This is a genomic window from Vibrio toranzoniae (genome assembly GCF_024347655.1).
GTDB lineage: Bacteria > Pseudomonadota > Gammaproteobacteria > Enterobacterales > Vibrionaceae > Vibrio > Vibrio toranzoniae.
On record NZ_AP025514.1, the window covers coordinates 37666 to 56165 of the forward strand.

At 45.1% G+C, this 18500-nt stretch carries 13 protein-coding genes and 5 tRNA genes; 12 read left to right on the top strand and 6 right to left on the bottom strand.

Annotated elements, in window-relative coordinates; genetic code table 11:
- Nucleotides 1–3: 3 nt before the first annotated feature.
- Complete coding sequence (locus OCU50_RS00170; RefSeq protein WP_060466865.1) at nt 4–1110, bottom strand: efflux RND transporter periplasmic adaptor subunit; 1107 nt, start codon at nt 1108–1110, stop codon at nt 4–6.
- An 18-nt stretch (nt 1111–1128) separates the two neighbouring features.
- Entirely contained in the window at nt 1129–1710 is a 582-nt protein-coding gene (locus OCU50_RS00175; RefSeq protein ID WP_017055694.1) for a TetR/AcrR family transcriptional regulator, read from the bottom strand.
- Between the two features lie 179 nt (nt 1711–1889).
- Here OCU50_RS00175 and rep point away from each other — a divergent pair, with 179 nt between their 5' ends.
- Nucleotides 1890–3908 carry a DNA helicase Rep gene (gene rep, locus OCU50_RS00180; protein ID WP_060466866.1) on the top strand — a complete coding sequence of 673 codons (2019 nt, stop codon included), beginning with the start codon at nt 1890–1892 and terminating at the stop codon, nt 3906–3908.
- Nucleotides 3909–3998: 90 nt separating this feature from the next.
- Here rep and OCU50_RS00185 read toward each other — a convergent pair whose 3' ends face one another.
- On the bottom strand, nt 3999–4412 hold the full coding sequence (locus tag OCU50_RS00185) for a c-type cytochrome (protein ID WP_060466867.1): 414 nt from the start codon (nt 4410–4412) through the stop codon (nt 3999–4001).
- Nucleotides 4413–4709: 297 nt separating this feature from the next.
- Between OCU50_RS00185 and OCU50_RS00190 the strand changes: the two genes are divergently transcribed.
- The 10 genes from OCU50_RS00190 (at nt 4710) to OCU50_RS00235 (ending at nt 13011) form a co-directional block, all read left to right on the top strand.
- A tRNA-Arg gene (locus OCU50_RS00190) sits at nt 4710–4786 on the top strand.
- A gap of 47 nt (nt 4787–4833) precedes the next feature.
- Nucleotides 4834–4909 (top strand) — tRNA-His (locus tag OCU50_RS00195).
- A 77-nt stretch (nt 4910–4986) separates the two neighbouring features.
- Nucleotides 4987–5063: transfer RNA gene (locus OCU50_RS00200), tRNA-Pro, on the top strand.
- 44 nt (nt 5064–5107) lie between these two features.
- A tRNA-His gene (locus OCU50_RS00205) sits at nt 5108–5183 on the top strand.
- Nucleotides 5184–5238: 55 nt separating this feature from the next.
- A tRNA-Pro gene (locus OCU50_RS00210) sits at nt 5239–5315 on the top strand.
- Nucleotides 5316–6388: 1073 nt separating this feature from the next.
- Complete coding sequence (locus OCU50_RS00215; protein WP_060466868.1) at nt 6389–8116, top strand: dipeptide ABC transporter ATP-binding protein; 1728 nt, start codon at nt 6389–6391, stop codon at nt 8114–8116.
- Nucleotides 8117–8209: 93 nt separating this feature from the next.
- On the top strand, nt 8210–9763 hold the full coding sequence (locus tag OCU50_RS00220; RefSeq protein ID WP_046223391.1) for an ABC transporter substrate-binding protein: 1554 nt from the start codon (nt 8210–8212) through the stop codon (nt 9761–9763).
- 179 nt (nt 9764–9942) lie between these two features.
- Nucleotides 9943–10920 (top strand): ABC transporter permease, encoded by a 978-nt coding sequence (locus OCU50_RS00225; protein WP_017055555.1) that lies wholly within the window; start codon nt 9943–9945, stop codon nt 10918–10920.
- A gap of 2 nt (nt 10921–10922) precedes the next feature.
- Nucleotides 10923–11861, top strand: a complete 939-nt coding sequence (locus OCU50_RS00230; RefSeq protein WP_060466869.1) for an ABC transporter permease — start codon at nt 10923–10925, stop codon at nt 11859–11861.
- Between the two features lie 187 nt (nt 11862–12048).
- Nucleotides 12049–13011, top strand: a complete 963-nt coding sequence (locus OCU50_RS00235) for an SPOR domain-containing protein (RefSeq protein ID WP_060466870.1) — start codon at nt 12049–12051, stop codon at nt 13009–13011.
- 101 nt (nt 13012–13112) lie between these two features.
- Here the strand turns inward: OCU50_RS00235 and gorA are convergent, their stop codons facing one another.
- Both gorA and OCU50_RS00245 read right to left on the bottom strand, forming a co-directional pair.
- A complete protein-coding gene (gene gorA / locus OCU50_RS00240) occupies nt 13113–14468 on the bottom strand; it encodes a glutathione-disulfide reductase (RefSeq protein WP_060466871.1) in 1356 nt (451 codons plus the stop codon).
- A 188-nt stretch (nt 14469–14656) separates the two neighbouring features.
- Entirely contained in the window at nt 14657–15511 is an 855-nt protein-coding gene (locus OCU50_RS00245; RefSeq protein ID WP_060466872.1) for a 23S rRNA (adenine(2030)-N(6))-methyltransferase RlmJ, read from the bottom strand.
- Nucleotides 15512–15792: 281 nt separating this feature from the next.
- Between OCU50_RS00245 and prlC the strand changes: the two genes are divergently transcribed.
- Nucleotides 15793–17835, top strand: a complete 2043-nt coding sequence (prlC, locus tag OCU50_RS00250; protein WP_060466873.1) for an oligopeptidase A — start codon at nt 15793–15795, stop codon at nt 17833–17835.
- 143 nt (nt 17836–17978) lie between these two features.
- Here prlC and asnC read toward each other — a convergent pair whose 3' ends face one another.
- Nucleotides 17979–18443: a transcriptional regulator AsnC gene (gene asnC / locus OCU50_RS00255; RefSeq protein WP_017055560.1), complete on the bottom strand. Its 465-nt coding sequence runs from the start codon at nt 18441–18443 to the stop codon at nt 17979–17981.
- Between the last annotated feature and the right edge of the window lie 57 nt (nt 18444–18500).

The window sequence follows — 18500 nt, forward strand, 5'->3', positions numbered from 1 at the left end:
CAGTTACAGCTTAGGTGTTTCAGATGGTGGAGTGATGGCATCACTTTCAACAATCTTAACTTTGGCACCATTACTTAGACGTACTTGGCCTGAAGTGACAACCGTATCACCGGCTTTCACACCCTCAAGAATATGAGCGATATCAGCGGTACGTTCGCCTACTTTTACAACATGTTGAGCAACACGTTGAACCCCATCTTCTTCCGTTATGATATAAACATTGTCACCGTATAGAGTAAAAGTAATGGCTGTTTGAGGCAGAGTTACTTGGTTCTCTAATTTAGGTAAAATGATGTTAGCGCGAGCAAACATGCCGCTACGAAGCTTGCCATCATTGTTTGGAATGTCTGCCTGAACTTGAATAAGACCACTTTGGATGCTTACTGCAGGTTCAATAGCACTGATAGAGCCTTCAAAAGGTGTTTCAGGATAAGCATCAACAAAGATGTCGATCGCTTGGCCAACGTTGATGCGAGAGATATCAGTTTGAGAAACCGTGAAGCGCAGGCGCATGACACTGGTGTCTTCTAAGCGAACAATATCCGTACCCGATTGCAGGTATTGACCTAAGTACACATTACGAATACCAACCTTACCATCAAACGGTGCGCGGATTTCACGACGTTCAATCGATGCTTTTAGGCTTTCAATATCAGCAGATAGAGAGAAGTAGTTCGCTTCTGCTTCATCGTATGCTTCTTTAGAGATAGAGCCTTTTTTGAATAGACCTTGGTAGCGCTTGTATTTTGCTTTAGCGGCAGGCAAACGAGCTTCAGAGCTCTTTAGGTTTGCTTTTTCCACACCAGAGTCAAGACGAACCAGTTGCTGACCATTCTTAACTTCAGTACCTGACTCGAAGGAAATTTGATCGATAACACCACTGGTTTCGTTTGCTAGAGTGACACCTTGGTTTGGTTCAATGAAACCGATTGCCTCAATCACCGGAACCCAGTCGATCGGCTGAACTTCAGTTACCGTTACTGGAAACTCTGGCTCAGGACGGTTGGCCATAAACTCAGCAATTTTTTGTTGTTTGAACATGTTAAACCCAATAACGCTGCCGAAAAGAAGTACAGCGATGAGTAACATGAAGAAAGTCCACTTTTTCATTATGGTCAAAACTCCAATCTAGTGTTTAATTATTGCATCCCAACAGGCTTCTATTGCCGCTTCTAGTGCAGCCTCGTCGAGTTGGTAAAATCCTAAAGAATGCTTACGTGCTAGCGAGACACTAGCTGCTAAGCTCAAGCCACTTAATACTTCATTATCAAGTGGTTTAAATAACCCTCGCTCTTTGCCCTCATTAAATAGCAGCTCAACTTGGGCAAACATTTTACGTTCTAGTTCCCTGAAGTCTTGGCTATTTGTCACGGGTAAAGAGTCATATTGAACCTGATTTTTAATCGCGGCTAAATTCGTTCCCGATAAGCTCCATATGTTTAACCACATGGTTCTATAGCGTTGCTTTATTGGATCCGAATCATTAACCCCTTTTTGAACAGCATCCGCTACTCGTTGAGTTACGAGCACTCGAACATCATCTATCAAGTGGTCTTTATCATCGAAGTAGCGGTAGATAGTGCCTGCAGCTACTCCTGCTTCTTTCGCTAATTTTTGCATTGAGAGGCCTTGAAAGCCGACCTCTGCAATTAGCTTTTCAGCGGCAGAAAGTATTTGTTGGCGTTTATCCTGAGGTGTATGAGCTGTCATTTTCCATCACCGATGAATGAACGTTCATTCATTGTAGCCTGATAACTATACACATGTGCAACAAAATTTTGCACAAATAACGTAAAAATCTTATATAAGAGAGCATAGCAATCATGCTATTGCAGCATTATTATAGACGCGCAATTTAATTCGCACCTCTAGACCAAATTGAGAACCAAATGAAACTGAACCCAAGACAAGATGAAGCCGTGAAGTATGTTTCAGGCCCCTGCTTAGTATTAGCGGGTGCTGGATCAGGCAAAACACGTGTTATCACCAATAAGATTGCTTACTTGGTTCAAGAGTGCGGCTACAAAGCTCGTAATATTGCAGCGGTCACTTTTACCAATAAAGCGGCTCGCGAAATGAAAGAGCGTGTTGGACAAACGCTGGGTAAAAGTGAATCAAAAGGTCTGATCGTTTCAACATTTCATACCATGGGTTTAACAATTATTCGTCGTGAATATAAAGCGTTGGGTCTGAAAGCGGGTTTCTCTCTGTTTGATGACCAAGACCAGTTGGCGCTATTAAAAGAGCTAACAGAAAAGCAGATCGATGGTGATAAGGATCTGCTGCGCGCATTGATGAGTACCATTTCGAACTGGAAAAACGACATGCTGACGCCAGATCAGGCGAAAGCGCGCGCTCAAGGCGAACAAGAGCAGTTATTTGCTTTCTGCTTTGAGATGTACCAAAAACAGATGAAGGCCTATAACGCACTCGATTTTGATGATTTGATCGCGATGCCAGTATTGCTACTCAAAACCAATCAAGAAGTGCGTGAACGTTGGCAGTCGCGCATTCGCTACCTACTTGTGGATGAATACCAAGATACCAATACCAGCCAATATGAATTGGTGCGATTGTTGGTGGGTGAAAGAGGACGTCTTACGGTAGTAGGTGATGACGACCAATCCATTTACTCGTGGCGTGGCGCAAAACCGCAAAACTTGGTGCTGCTTGGTGAGGATTACCCTAATCTGCGTTTGATCAAGCTAGAGCAAAACTATCGCTCAACCAGCCGAATCTTGCGTGCCGCGAACATCTTGATCGCCAATAACCCGCACGTGTATGAGAAATCGCTGTTCTCTGAGATCCCTGATGGTGAAAAGCTCAAGGTATTGAATGCCAAGAATGAAGAGCACGAAGCCGAACGTATTACCGGTGAGATCATTGCACACAAGTTTTTGAACCGCACAGAGTACAAAGATTATGCGGTGCTTTACCGAGGTAACCACCAATCTCGCTTGATTGAAAAAGCCTTAATGCAAAACCGTGTGCCTTACAAGATCTCTGGCGGCACCTCTTTCTTCGCTAGAGCAGAGATAAAAGACATCATGGCTTACCTGCGTGTGTTGGTGAACCCAGATGATGACAACGCCTTCCTACGTATTGTAAACACGCCGCGTCGCGAAATTGGCCCGGTTACGCTTGAGAAATTGGGCAGCTACGCCAATATGCGTGGCAAAAGTCTATTTGAAGCCAGCTTTGAGATGGGCTTGGAGCAAACATTGACTGGCCGTGGTTTAGAAAATCTGCGTCGTTTCAGTGATTGGATCGTTCGTATATCGGATAACGCTGAGCGTGGTAACACCGTGGAAGCGGTTCGTGCTTTGGTACGCGATATTAACTATGAAGATTGGTTATACGAAACCTCGACAAGCCCGAAAGCCGCTGAAATGAGAATGAAAAACGTCTCTGACCTTTATAGTTGGATTGTGGCTGACTTAGAAGGTGACAATTATGATAAAGAAGAGAAAACACTAAGAGAAGTCGTTCAGCGCTTAACTTTGCGCGACATGATGGAACGTGGAGAAGATGACGATGATGCTGACCAAGTTCAGTTAATGACACTGCATGCATCGAAAGGCTTGGAGTTTCCATATGTATTTTTAATGGGAGCGGAAGAGGGCATTTTACCTCACCAAACCAGTGTTGATGAAGGCAATGTAGAAGAAGAGCGTCGTTTAATGTACGTGGGTATAACTCGCGCACAAAAAGAGCTGACTTTTACTAAGTGTCGTGAACGCCGTCAGTATGGTGAATTGATCAAGCCAACCCAAAGCCGCTTTCTTGATGAGTTGCCGCATGATGACGTGGAGTGGGAAAGCGTCAAGAAACCTCAATCCGCTGAAGAAAGAATGGAAAAAGGACAGGCGCACATTGCCAATATTCGTGCGATGTTCAACAAGAAGTAATGCTCTGCTTTAACCGCGCCGCTATATAGAAGCCAATAAAAAAGGTGACCATCAGATCAGGTCACCTTTTTTTGAATTTGATATTTTTAATTACAGACCAGCAATCATGTGCTCGATAGCATCTTTGACTTCGTCGTCTGAACAATCCATACATGAACCTTTCGCTGGCATTGCATTGAAGCCGTTGATTGCGTGGTCCGCTAGAATGTCGCGACCCTGAGCAATTCGAGGCCCCCAGTCACCCGCATCACCTTTTTTAGGTGCGCCACTTACGCCAGATGCGTGACAAGCGATACAAAAAGTACCATAAACGGTTGCGCCGTCGCGAGGGCCTGTTGGTTCTGCGGCTACTGGCTCACTGCCGACTAGGTATACTTGACCAACTGGCTTGATGCGTTCTGCAATTATATCTTGCTCTGCTTCGCTTAGGTCTGAAGCCATTGCGCCAGTTGAAAAGGTTAAAACTGCGATGACAACGCTTAAAATTCGACGAGACATATCCATTAAACTCACTTTACATTCCCAAGGTAAGTACATGCTTACCAATTTATAGTGTTGGAAGGGTGTTTTGATTTGAGCAGCAAAGAGCGACTGTTAAACCAATGTAAATAATGGGTGATTATATCCCGATAAGTTGTTGCAATAAACAACAACTTATAAGCTGTGACAGGTTGTAGTACTCAAATAAGGGGTTTATCACATATTAACTGTCGAAAAAGAGACCAAACAGAAAAAAAAGTTAAAAAAGTACTAGACGGCATTGGGTGATCTACGTATTATTCCACTCCGCCGACAGGGCATGCGCCTGTAGCTCAGCTGGATAGAGCGTTGGCCTCCGGAGCCAAAGGCCGAAGGTTCGAATCCTTTCAGGCGCGCCATCCGGTCTCTTACTTAGGTAAGTGAAAATTGGCACAAAGAAACAATGGTGGCTATAGCTCAGTTGGTAGAGCCCTGGATTGTGATTCCGGTGGTCGCGAGTTCGAATCTCGTTAGCCACCCCATTCTTTCTTTTAAAAAATAATGGTAGCCTAGGCTTCCTGTGTTGACTTAATATTCCCTGAGTCGAGACAAAACTAGTCGGTGAATAGCGCAGCTTGGTAGCGCATCTGGTTTGGGACCAGAGGGTCGGGGGTTCGAATCCCTCTTCACCGACCACTATTTCAATAATGGCTGTTAAGCGGTTATATAAAAAGTTAGTGGTGGCTATAGCTCAGTTGGTAGAGCCCTGGATTGTGATTCCGGTGGTCGCGAGTTCGAATCTCGTTAGCCACCCCATTAATTTTGGTAGCTTTTTTGAAGTTCCCAGTTTGATAAATCAAACGAAACGTCTCGGTGAATAGCGCAGCTTGGTAGCGCATCTGGTTTGGGACCAGAGGGTCGGGGGTTCGAATCCCTCTTCACCGACCACCTTAAGAAGCCTCGTCAGAAATGACGGGGCTTTTTTTCATCTGTAGATCACTCGATTGGAACCTAAGTGGGGTTCACCTGATGTTCAAAGAATGTCTCTTCACCGATCACCTTTAAGAAAGCTCATCAGAAATGATGAGCTTTTTTTTCATATGTAGATCACTCGATTGGAACTCAAGTGGGGTTCGCCTGATGTTCAAAGAATGTCTCTTCACCGACCACCTTTAAGAAAGCTCAGTCGAAAGAGTGGGGCTTTTTTACATCTGTCGTACTGGTATTCTCAATTATTGTTTCTGATGGCATGGAGCGAATCGAGTTAGGTTACTCTCCTGGCACCTCCTGAGTAAGATCCCCTCATTCATATACCGGTATCCCACCTTGGATTTTCTCGATTCTTGGATTTTCATAGAGAGACTCGCCTTATTAAACTCAAAGATCTATATCTAGTTTTATATAAAACAACCGCTCAATAATTCGATAAAATAATAGGTTTGGTCTAGGGGTTTTGTGAAAAGAGAAACTTGGCCCCAGATTTGGTCACTAAGGGCCATATCTGACAACTTTCTTTCTATCAAACACCTCAATATCTCACTCAATTTACCAAGTTTTTAGGTTTGTTGTTTTATATTTACTGTAGCCATGTGAGTGGTTAAATATTTGGCTTATATGTTTCTATCTAGTTGTTTTGTTTGTTTAAAATACAAAAAGTAGAGTTTGTTTCTATAGTGTTAATTATTTTTGGGAATAATTATTTGTTTTTAGTGACTAATAGTGAGATCTGCTTTTAGGCATAAATTTAGGTCTACAAGCAAGTAGTCGTATGGGTTTTGTGAGAATTTATCGCCGGTAATATAATGTTGATTTTTATTACTATATGCTTTTTATGTGAATATTTATGTGTTACTTTTACCTGTTAAGCGTTTGATATCGACTTTTTATCCTATTTTTGTTGCTTTTCTGTGAATTATTTGCCAAATTGTCAACCGTATAAAATATCAGAACAATATTCTGGTAAGAATGGATTCAATTTTGCAGACAGGGCAGAAAGCTGCCAAAGCAGTAGAGGTCTGGTAATGTCACTTTTAGAAGTAAAAAATCTTCGTATCGAATACCCATCTCGTCATGGAGTTCACGCCGCAGTTAAATCACTCTCGTTCAGTATTGAACGTGGTGAGATTGTTGGTGTTGTAGGCGAGTCTGGTGCAGGTAAATCAACAGTAGGTAATGCTGTGATCGATTTGCTGAGCCCTCCCGGCCGCATTGCTAGCGGCGAGGTATTTCTGGATGGCGAAAAAGTCTCAGGTCTATCTCCTGAACAGATGCGTTCTGTTCGCGGCTCAAAGATTGGTTTTATCTTCCAAGATCCAATGACGTCTCTTAACCCTCTATTCACCGTAGAGCAGCAGTTAAAAGAGACGATTCATGCCAATATGAAGGTTTCAGATCAAGAAGCCTACCAGCGCTCATTAGACTTGATGAACCAAGTGGGTATCCCGCAACCAGAGAACCGTTTAAAGCAGTACCCACACCAATTCTCTGGTGGTATGCGTCAGCGTGTGGTTATCGCGATCGCCTTGGCAGGTGAACCAGACCTTATCATTGCCGATGAACCAACAACGGCATTGGATGTGTCTATCCAAGACCAAATCTTGGGCTTGATTCGCGATCTATGTATTAAGAAAAACGTAGGTTGTATGTTGGTCACGCACGACATGGGCGTGGTATCTAACGTTACTGATCGCGTAGCCGTCATGTATCGTGGTGATTTAGTTGAGTTTGGCCCAACAGCGAAAGTTCTGGGTACTCCTGAGCACCCCTACACACACAGCCTTATTTCTGCGGTTCCGCGCTCAGATCGTAAACTCGATCGTTTCCCTACCGTGAGCTACATCGAAGAAGCGCAAGAGATGGCACCACTGGATGTGAAAAACCACTGGTTAGGTCAAAGCCAAGATCACCGTGATTACACTGGTCCACTGCTGAACGTTGAAAACGTAAACTTGCGCTTCACCACCAAAGATTCCTTCTTTGAGAGCCGTCGTGAGTACGTTCAAGCGTCAAATAACGTCAGCTTTGAAGTACATGAAGGCGAAACGTTTGGTCTAGTCGGTGAATCAGGTTCAGGTAAATCAACGATTGCTCGTGTTATTGCTGGTTTGTACGCACCAAACTCAGGCAAAGTGACTTTTGAAGGGATTGATCTGACAGGACTTAAGTCTGAGAAAGAGCGTCGTCCAATGCGTCGCCAAATGCAGATGGTTTTCCAAAACCCATACACATCAATGAACCCTCGAATGAAGATCTTCGACATCATTGCGGAACCTATCCGATTCCATAAGCTGACTCGTAACGAGAATGAAACTCGTCAGATCGTGAACGACCTGCTTGATCACGTTGGTTTAGGCAAGATGTCAGGGGTGAAGTACCCGCACGAATTCTCAGGTGGCCAACGTCAGCGTATCTCTATTGCTCGCGCTCTGGCAACTCGTCCTCGTCTATTAATTTGTGATGAACCTACCTCGGCGCTGGATGTGTCAGTACAGGCTCAGATCCTTAATCTATTGAAAGACCTGCAAGACGAGCTCAACCTAACCATGCTGTTCATCAGTCACGATTTACCGGTTATTCGCCAAATGTGTGATCGTGTTGGCGTGATGCAAATGGGGGAATTACTGGAAGTAGCGCCAACAGAGCAGCTGTTCCAATCGCCTCAACATGAATACAGCAAACACCTAATTTCTTTAATGCCTGAATTTACGGGTTTAAGAGAAGAAAAAGCAGTGGCACAAGCCGCGACATAAAATCAGCAGGCTGGAGTTTAGCTTGCTAACAAAAATAAACAGACGCACATACAACAACTAGGGATCTGGATTCCCGCATGAAGGAGTTATGCAATGAAAACCATGAAAAGCAAATTAGCAGTAGCTTTGATGGCAGCTGGACTAAGCTTTAGTGTAGCAGCCGCAGATATTACTGTTGGCTACGCAGCTGACCCAGTATCACTTGACCCGCACGAGCAGTTGTCTGGTGGTACACTGCAAATGTCTCACATGGTGTTTGACCCTCTAGTACGTTTCACACAAGAGATGGATTTTGAAGGCCGCCTAGCATCGAGCTGGGAGCGTATTGATGAAACGACTTTCCGCTTCAACCTACGTAAAGGTGTGAAATTCCACTCGGGTAATGAACTGACTGCTGATGATGTTGTGTGGACTTTTGATCGTCTACAAGCTTCTCCAGACTTTAAGTCTATCTTCACGCCATACGAGAAAATGGTAAAAGTGGATGACTACACCGTTGAACTAGTATCAAAAGCGGCTTACCCACTAGTGCTACAAACAGCAACTTACATCTTCCCAATGGACAGCAAGTTCTACTCTGGTCAAACCGCGGAAGGGAAAGACAAGTCTGAGCTAGTTAAGCACGGTAACTCGTACGCTTCGACTAACGTTTCAGGTACAGGTCCATTCATCGTAACGCAGCGTGAGCAAGGCGTTAAAGTAACGTTTGAGCGTTTCAACGATTACTGGGACACAGAGTCTGACGGCAACGTAGACAAGTTAACACTGGTACCAATCAAAGAAGACGCAACACGTGTCGCCGCGCTTCTTTCTGGTGACGTTGATATGATTCACCCTGTCGCACCAAACGATCATAAGCGTGTTAAAAATGCTAAGAACATCGATTTAGTCACGCTGCCTGGTACTCGTATCATTACGCTTCAAATGAACCAAAACAGCAACGAAGCGTTGAAAGACGTACGTGTTCGTCAAGCAATCGTTCATGCAATTAACAATGAAGGTATTGTTAAGAAAATCATGAAAGGTTTCGCGACAGCTGCTGGTCAGCAAAGCCCAACAGGCTACGCGGGTCACAACGAAGAGCTAGTGCCTCGTTACGATCTGAAAAAAGCGAAAGAGCTGATGAAAGAAGCGGGCTACGAAGATGGCTTTACACTAACTATGGCAGCACCAAACAACCGTTACGTGAACGATGCGAAAGTAGCGCAAGCGTCTGCGGCAATGCTGTCTAAGATTGGTATCAAAGTTGATCTTAAAACGATGCCTAAAGCACAGTACTGGCCTGAGTTTGACCTATGTTCAGCAGACATGATGATGATCGGTTGGCACTCAGATACCGAAGATTCAGCGAACTTCAACGAATTCCTAACAATGACTCGTAACGAAGAGACTGGTCGTGGTCAATACAACTGTTCTGGCTACTCAAACCCTGAAATGGATGCAATTGTAGAAGCTTCTAACACTGAAACTGACCCGGTTAAACGCTCTAAGATGTTGAAAGGTGTTGAAGCAACACTTTACAACGATGCGGTATTCGTACCTCTACACTGGCAGAGTGAAGCGTGGGGCGCGAAGTCTAACGTAGGTGCCGCTGATATAGTAAACCCAATGGTTATGCCTTACTTTGGCGACCTAGTTGTAAAATAATCTAGCTTGCTAGAATCGAGAGCCTGAAGCTTTTCAGGCTCTCAAATTATTAAGAAATAGATTTAAGTTTTGGTATTTGGTTTTCCTTCAGTCTGGCTAAATACTTTTTTAAGACTGAATTTTTTGTTGTCTAGTCGCGGAGTTCGATTAGATAGTCATGGATAGATAAGGGGCAAGGAATGGTTACGTTTCTGGTCAAGCGCCTGTTTCAGGCACTGATAGTGATGTTTGTGATCAGTTTGGTGGCGTTTGCCATTCAGGATAACCTGGGCGACCCGTTGCGTGAGTTAGTCGGTCAATCTGTTTCAGAATCGGAGCGTCAAGCGCTGCGTGATGAACTCGGCTTAAATGATCCCTTCGTTACAAAATACACTCGCTTTATAGGCGCTGCTCTACAAGGCGATCTTGGTACTTCATATTTCTTTAAACGCCCTGCAGTGGACGTAATTCTAGATAAACTGGTCGCGACACTGGAACTGGTGTTGGGCGCTTCTCTGATCATTGTTTGTCTGTCGATCCCACTTGGTGTTTATTCTGCAATACATCCAAAAAGTTTCTTCACCAAGCTCGTGATGGCGGGCAGTAGTATCGGCATCTCTGTGCCGGTTTTCTTAACCGCAATCATGCTGATGTATGTGTTCTCTATCGAACTCGGTTGGCTACCGTCATTCGGGCGGGGTGATACCGCAAACTGGTTTGGGTGGGAATCTGGCTTCTTAACGCTAGATGGCCTTGCGCACTTAGTGCTGCCGAGTATTGCTCTGGCATCTATCATGCTGCCGCTGTTCATTCGTCTAGTACGTTCTGAAATGCTCGAGGTTCTGAGCTCTGAATACATCAAGTTTGGTAAAGCAAAAGGCCTAGCGCTGAACAAGATTTACTACCAACACGCTTTGAAAAACACAATGCTGCCAGTACTAACGGTAGGTGGTGTTCAAATCGGTACGATGGTGGCTTACACCATTCTAACTGAAACTGTATTCCAATGGCCGGGTACCGGCTTCCTATTCCTTGAAGCGATTAACCGAGTGGATACACCACTGATTACCGCATACGTTATCTTTGTTGGCCTGATCTTCGTAGTTACGAACACCATTGTTGATTTGTTATACGGCATCATTAACCCAACAGTAAACATCACAGGGAAAGGAGCATAATCATGGAACAAACAACCACAGCTCCATCTCGTTGGGAGCGATTCAAGCAGTCAGACATTCTGTACTACTTCTTGCGCGACAAAGTTGCAATGTTCAGCTTTGCGGTCTTTGCAGCTTTCCTAGTGATGGCTCTAGCGGCGCCGATTTTAGCGCCAATGGATCCATATGACGTGACCTCAATCGACATCATGGATTCTGAGTTACCACCATCTTGGATGGAAGACGGCGAAGAGCGTTTCTTATTGGGCACCGATGAGCAAGGTCGTGACATTCTATCGACCATGCTTTACGGCTCGCGTCTTTCATTGACGATTGGTTTCTTAGCGGTTGGCCTTCAGCTAACACTCGGTATCATCATTGGTCTTTCTGCGGGTTACTTCGGTGGTCGTATCGATAGCTTCCTGATGCGTTTTGCTGATGTTCAGCTTTCGTTCTCAACCATGATGGTCGCGATCATTGTCTCGGCTATCTTTAAGGCAAGTTTCGGTAGTGACTTCTATGCACAATATGCGGTTGTAATGCTAGTGGTGATCATTGGTATTGCTGAATGGCCTCAGTATGCACGAACCATTCGAGCATCAGTATTGGCAGAGAAGAAGAAAGAGTACGTAGAGGCGGCGCGTGTGATGGGCTTCAGAGCACCTCGCATCATGTTCCGTCATATTCTACCGAACTGTTTATCACCGATCTTGGTTATCTCTACGGTACAGGTGGCAAATGCCATCATGTCAGAAGCGGCACTTTCTTTCCTAGGCTTAGGCCTTCCGGTAGACCAACCGTCACTGGGTGCTCTGATCAGTACTGGTTTTAACTATATCTTCTCAGGAGCATGGTGGATCACAGCATTCCCAGGTGTGCTTTTGGTAACATTAGTTCTAGTAATTAACTTATTGGGTGACTGGTTACGTGATGTGTTTAACCCTAAAATTTATAAAGGGTGATAGCACAGATTGATTTTTGACAAAAAAAGTCACTAAACTAAGAGCCGTAAGCAATTACGGCTCTTTTTTTGCTTAATGACTCTGGAACTATAGATTATTGGTATGGTCAATAATACTTAAAATGGAATTCATGTTTTATCGATATAGAGTCGGTAACAATTAGCCCGAAAGGGTTTAAGTGGTGGTTATGAAGTTGACAATGAATGCTGTACGCTGTGTTGTGAGTGAAAATTATCGTATGGGGCTTATCGCGGTATCCCTTTTAGTATCGAGCCAGGTTAATGCGGAATCGGTCCTATGTGATGCGACTCAAGCCAGTACTAATCAATTACCACAGTTAGAACAATCATGTCCTATCGGTAAGGGTGTGTGGGGAAAAAAAGCCCCTAAACGTCATGCAGAAAACGAGTTGTTTTGGGTTCAATGCGGCTTGCTAAACGAGCCTTTGTCATTAGGCCGAGCGAAACCTCTGTATGAAAAAATTTCGACTAACGTTTGGATGAAGCCGGAAGGTGGCGACTATCGTTGCTTAATCGGCCCATACTCTACTTTCTCTGATGCGAGAAAAGACCTAGCTCAGGTGCGTAAGGTTCCTGGTTACGGTGAAGCCTTTATTCGCATGGTCGATAAGTCGAAAACCTCATCACAACCTATCGTTGCGAAAGCGGCACAATCAAAAGCGGTTAAGCCTGCAACTCCGGCAAAGCCAAAACCAGCAGCTAAGCCAGCACCGAAACCTGTGGTTGCAACTCAAGCGGCAACGAGTGTCGCTGCAATTCAAGCTTTTCCAAGCAGTGGCACAAGCCCTGACAATGACCTTGATATCGAAATCCGAGTGACAGCAAACGTTGCGGGTAGCAAATATGCCATTCCTTATTTAGTTGATCATAAGCAACAGTTTTACATGGAACAAGGTAAACCTTGGAGCCGCTTAGATTTTGGAAGTGCTGAGCTAGTGTGTAAGCAAATTGGCATGAAATTGATGAGTGATCAGCAATGGCAGAGCATTCTTGGTTCATCGGTTATGGAAAACCAGAATTGGCCAATGCATCTACCTTATTGGGGCGCAGATAAGAAAGGTCTGTTTACTAACGGGAACGTGAATCAGCTAAAAGGTTCTTCACTGCTTAACGTGATGTGCGTTAAGTAATTTTTTGTTCTTAATAGATAAAAGAAACACTCAGGTTCTGAGTGGACATAAAAAAGCAGGCTCAAGGCCTGCTTCTAAAAGTTATCAACGGAAGGCGTTGATTATCTCATGGTAACAAACTCTTCAGAGCCCGTTGGGTGAATCGCTACAACAGAGTCGAAGTCTGCTTTGGTTGCGCCCATCTTCATTGCAACGCCGAAGCCTTGAATCATTTCGTCAACCGTGAAACCGATGCCGTGTAGGCCAACGACTGTCTCTTCTTCACCAGCACATATTAGCTTCATCTTACAAGGTTGACGGTGCTTGGTTACTGCTGTGTACATAGCAGTGAAGCCAGACGTGTATACCTTGATGTTGTCTTTGCCGTATTGCTCTTCAGCCTCTTGAGTCGTTAGACCAATTGTGCCGATAGGTGGGTGGCTGAATACAACAGTAGGAACGAGCTTGTAGTCCATTTTCGCGTTGGTTTGACCGTTGAATAGACGCTCAGAAAGCTGACGACCTGCTTTAACAGCAACAGGAGTTAGCTCGATACCGCCTTCCATGATGTCGCCAACACAGTAGATGCCAGGAACGTTGGTTGCTTGGAACTCGTCTACCTTGATGTAGCCACGGTCGTTAGTTGCAACGCCAGTTGATGCTAGGTTAATAGCGTCAGTTGCTGGGTGGCGACCGATAGCCCAGATTAGGTGGTCAACGTTTTGAGTGTTGCCGTTCTCTAGGTGTAGAGTCAGCGTGCCGTCTGCTTCTTTCACAACTTCTTTAGGTACTGAGTGTGTGTGAAGTGTTGGGCCTTCCGCTTCCATTACTTCAACCAATGTTTCGATGATCATTGGGTCGAAGCTACGTAGTGGTGACTCTTTACGACAGAACAGGTGTGTTTCTGTGCCAAGTGCGCTTAGTACGCCTGCGATTTCAACTGCGATGTAGCCCGCGCCGATAACAGCAACACGTTTTGGTTGCTCCATTAGATCGAAGAAACCGTTTGAGTCGATGCCGTATTCTGCGCCTGGGATGTTTGGAATCGTTGGACGACCACCTACTGCGATCAGGATGTGATCTGCAGTGTAGTGTTCGCCGTTTACTTCAACAGTCTTCTCGTCAACGAACTTAGCGAAGCCCTTGATTACGTTTATTTTGTTGTTACCCAAAACGCGATCGTAAGATTGGTGGATACGACCAATGTACGCTTGGCGGTTTTCAACCAACTTACTCCAGTTGAAGCCTTTTACCTCAACGTCGAAGCCGTAATCTTCCGAATATAGGTTGATCGCTTCAGCAACCTGAGCACCGTGCCACATTACTTTTTTAGGAACACAACCAACGTTTACACATGTACCACCAAGGTCTTGTGCCTCGATAAGTGCAACTTTTGCACCGTGCATAGCTGCGCGGTTAGCTGATGCGATGCCGCCTGAGCCGCCGCCGATACAGATGTAATCAAAATGAGTTGCCATTACTTTCTCCATTTATTGAAGGCTGTAGTTACAGTGAGCGCACTGGATACCTACGTCCTATAGATTCTTAAATTGTCTAATTATTATATTGAGGGCAGATCGGTTGAACTCAATCACCCTGTTTGAAATTTATTCGTGTACGTCACAATCTGCTGAATATTCGTCAGATTATGACGTTAAGTTCGAGATTACTCGGGTACGATCCACTCTACTTTGAAGTGACCGGTTGCCGGTGCAATTGCTTCCTTCAAGAATGGAAGAATCTCGTTCATTTGGCTTTCTAGCTTCCAAGGCGGGTTGATAACAATCATGCCTGATGCTGTCATACCGCGCTCGTTGGTGTCTGGTGACACGCCAAGTTCGATTTGTAGAATCTTGTTGATGCCTAAGCCTTCAAGGCCTTCGATCATATCTTCGATGTCACAACGGTTTACTACCGGGTACCAAATTGCGTAGATACCGGTTGCCCAGCGCTTATGGCTTTGAGCAATTGCAGTCACCACATCACGATACTCTTTTGCCAGCTCATAAGGCGGGTCGATAAGCACCAAACCACGACGCTCTTTTGGTGGTAGGCTGCCTTTTAAGCGTTGGAAGCCATCTTCTTTGTAGATAGATACCTGACGATCGCGGTGGAACTCTTGCTCAAGCAGCGGGTGATCGGCTGGGTGAAGCTCGGTCAGTACCATGCGGTCTTGGTCGCGCAGGTGGGCACGTGCAACACGTGGTGAGCCTGGGTAGTAGCGCAGCTTGTCGCCATTGTTTAGCGTTGAGATAGACTCAAGGTAGCTTTGAATGTCTTCAGGAAGATTTTGTTGTTCCGCTTCTCTCGCAGACCATAGGCGTGCAATACCTTGCTTGTATTCACCGGTTTTTTCAGACCATTCATGCGTTAAGTCGTAACGACCTACACCAGAGTGAGTGTCATGATAAACAAAAGGCTTATCCTTCTGTTTCAAAGAATTAAGAATAAGGCTCTGTACGATATGCTTTACTACGTCGGCATGGTTACCTGCGTGGAAGCTGTGGCGATAACTTAACAAATTAAACTCTCGTAACACTCTCGATTTAGAGTGTGGTTAGTGTAGGTGGGGTTAATCAGACCATTATAACCCTCAATGGACCATAAATTCTCGAACAATTCAGGAACAGTCGTTCGCAATATGTGGTTAGTTATTGGTTCTACTATTGAAATTTGCCTTATTGGGCACTATTTAATAACTATTCGCAGGTGATTTTTTTTAGGGCGAACCTGAGCTTGATGACTGTAAGACGACCTCATTACAAAAAAGACGAAAGTCTCTAAAGCCAAAGGAATGTTTATATGTCTAATCCGCTATTAACCTTCACGGACTTACCTCCGTTTTCACAAATCAAGCCTGAGCACGTTAAACCAGCGGTTGAGCAAGTGATTGAAGCGTGTCGCAACAAGATAGAACAAGTACTTGAAGGTAATACTGCACCAAGTTGGGACAACCTCGTTGCTCCGATTGAAGAAGTGGACGATCGTTTAAGCCGCATTTGGTCACCGGTAAGCCATATGAATTCTGTCGTGAACAGTGATGAGCTACGTGACGCGTATGAGAGCTGTTTGCCTGCTCTATCTGAATACGGTACTTGGGTGGGTCAACACAAAGGTTTGTTTGAAGCGTACAAAGCGATCAAGGCGAGTGAAGCATTCTCGGCATTGAACCAAGCGCAACAAAAAACCATTACTGACGCACTACGTGACTTTGAACTGTCGGGTATTGGCCTGCCAGCAGACGAGCAGCACCGCTACGGCGAGATCAGCAAGCGTCAGTCTGAGCTAGGCTCTCAATTCTCGAATAACGTACTTGATGCCACCATGGGGTGGAGCAAGCAGATCACAGACGTGGCTGAACTGGCGGGCTTGCCTGAATCTGCGTTAGCGGCAGCGAAAGCAGCAGCGGAGTCTAAAGAGCAGGAAGGTTACCTACTGACTCTAGACATTCCATCATACCTACCTGTGATGACCTACTGTGATAACCAAGCGCTACGTAAAGAGTTATACGAAGCTTACGTAACTCGCGCTTCTGACCGTGGTCCAAATGCAGGTAAGTGGGACAACACAGAGATCATCACCGAGCAACTTAAACTGCGTCACGAAGTTGCACGCATGCTTGGCTTCAATACTTACAGCGAAAAATCACTGTCGACCAAAATGGCTGAAACGCCGGACCAAGTGCTTGGTTTCCTCAATGATCTAGCCGTAAAAGCGAAACCACAAGGTGAACGCGAAGTTGAAGAGTTGCGTCAGTTTGCTGAGAAAGAGTTTGGTGTGTCTGAGCTAAACCTGTGGGACATTGCTTACTACAGCGAAAAACAGAAGCAGAATCTGTTCGAGATCTCTGATGAAGAGCTTCGCCCTTACTTCCCTGAGTCTAATGTTGTATCAGGCCTATTTGAGGTACTAAACCGTGTGTTTGGTATGTCGGTAACAGAGCGTGAAGGTGTCGACACATGGCACGAGTCTGTGCGCTTCTTTGATATCTTTGACGCGACAGGTGCACTACGCGGCAGCTTCTACCTAGACCTATACGCACGTGAGCACAAACGTGGTGGTGCTTGGATGGATGACTGTCGTGGTCGTCGTATTACTGAATCTGGTGAACTACAAACCCCCGTCGCTTACCTAACGTGTAACTTCAACAAACCAGTCGGTGATAAGCCTGCGCTATTTACTCACGATGAAGTCGTGACTCTGTTTCACGAGTTTGGTCATGGTATTCACCATATGTTGACGCAAGTTGAAGCGGGTGCCGTCTCTGGTATCAATGGTGTGCCTTGGGATGCCGTTGAGCTGCCAAGTCAATTCCTAGAGAACTGGTGTTGGGAAGAAGAGGCGCTGTCGTTTATCTCTGGCCATTTCGAAACGGGTGAAGCCCTGCCAAAAGAGATGCTCGAGAAGATGCTAGCGGCGAAGAACTTCCAATCTGCGATGTTTATCCTGCGTCAGCTAGAGTTTGGTTTGTTCGATTTCACGCTACACACAGAATACGATCCAGAAGTGGGTGCGCGCGTGCTAGAGACTCTGGCCGATGTGAAGTCTAAGGTATCGGTACTACCAAGCCTTGATTGGAACCGTTTCTCGCATAGCTTTGGCCACATCTTTGCTGGTGGCTACAGTGCAGGTTACTACAGCTATCTATGGGCAGAAGTGCTTTCAGCCGATGCGTTCTCTGCATTTGAAGAAGAAGGTATCTTCAATACAGAAACCGGTAATCGCTTCCTGAGTAATATCCTTGAAATGGGTGGCAGTGAAGAGCCAATGGAGTTATTCAAACGCTTCCGAGGTCGTGAGCCAAACATTGATGCAATGTTGCGTCATGCGGGAATCAACGCGTAATTGCTATCATTTCCGTAACGGCGGTAATTGCTTAGCTTTATTACGAGTTCATTATCTTTATTGCGGAGTTAATAGCGAAAAGAGCCTCTACGTTAGAGGCTCTTTTTTTGTCTGTGTTTGATGCCAAACAAGACGAATGAACGCTATGGGTTCACATTGCGATTGATAGGGTTCTGCAATGAAATCAGGGTCTCGGTCGACTGAACCTCATCGATCGCTTGCAGCTTATCGATCAATACAAACTGCAGTTCTTCGATCGATTTACACATCAGTTTGACAAAAATATTATAGGCGCCTGTGGTGTAGTACGCCTCTACCACTTCCTCTAAAGCATTGAGTTTGTCGATGGCTGAATGGTAATCGCGGGCGGCATTGAGATTGATGCCAATAAAGCAGCATACGTCGTAACCTAATTTTTTGGTGTTTACCACAACCTCGGTACGCTCAATAATGTCAGCCGCTCTCATCTTTTCGATACGAACATGAATCGTGGCTGGGCTGACATCAAACTGCTTTGCCATTTCAGCATAAGGCGTTCGCGCATCTTCCATTAAAGTTTTGAGAATGGCACGGTCTAGGTCATCTAGACGAGCGGTTGTTGTGGACATGCGTAATCCTTAGATTGAATGAAAACATACCGGCTAGAGTACACATCATAGCCAAGG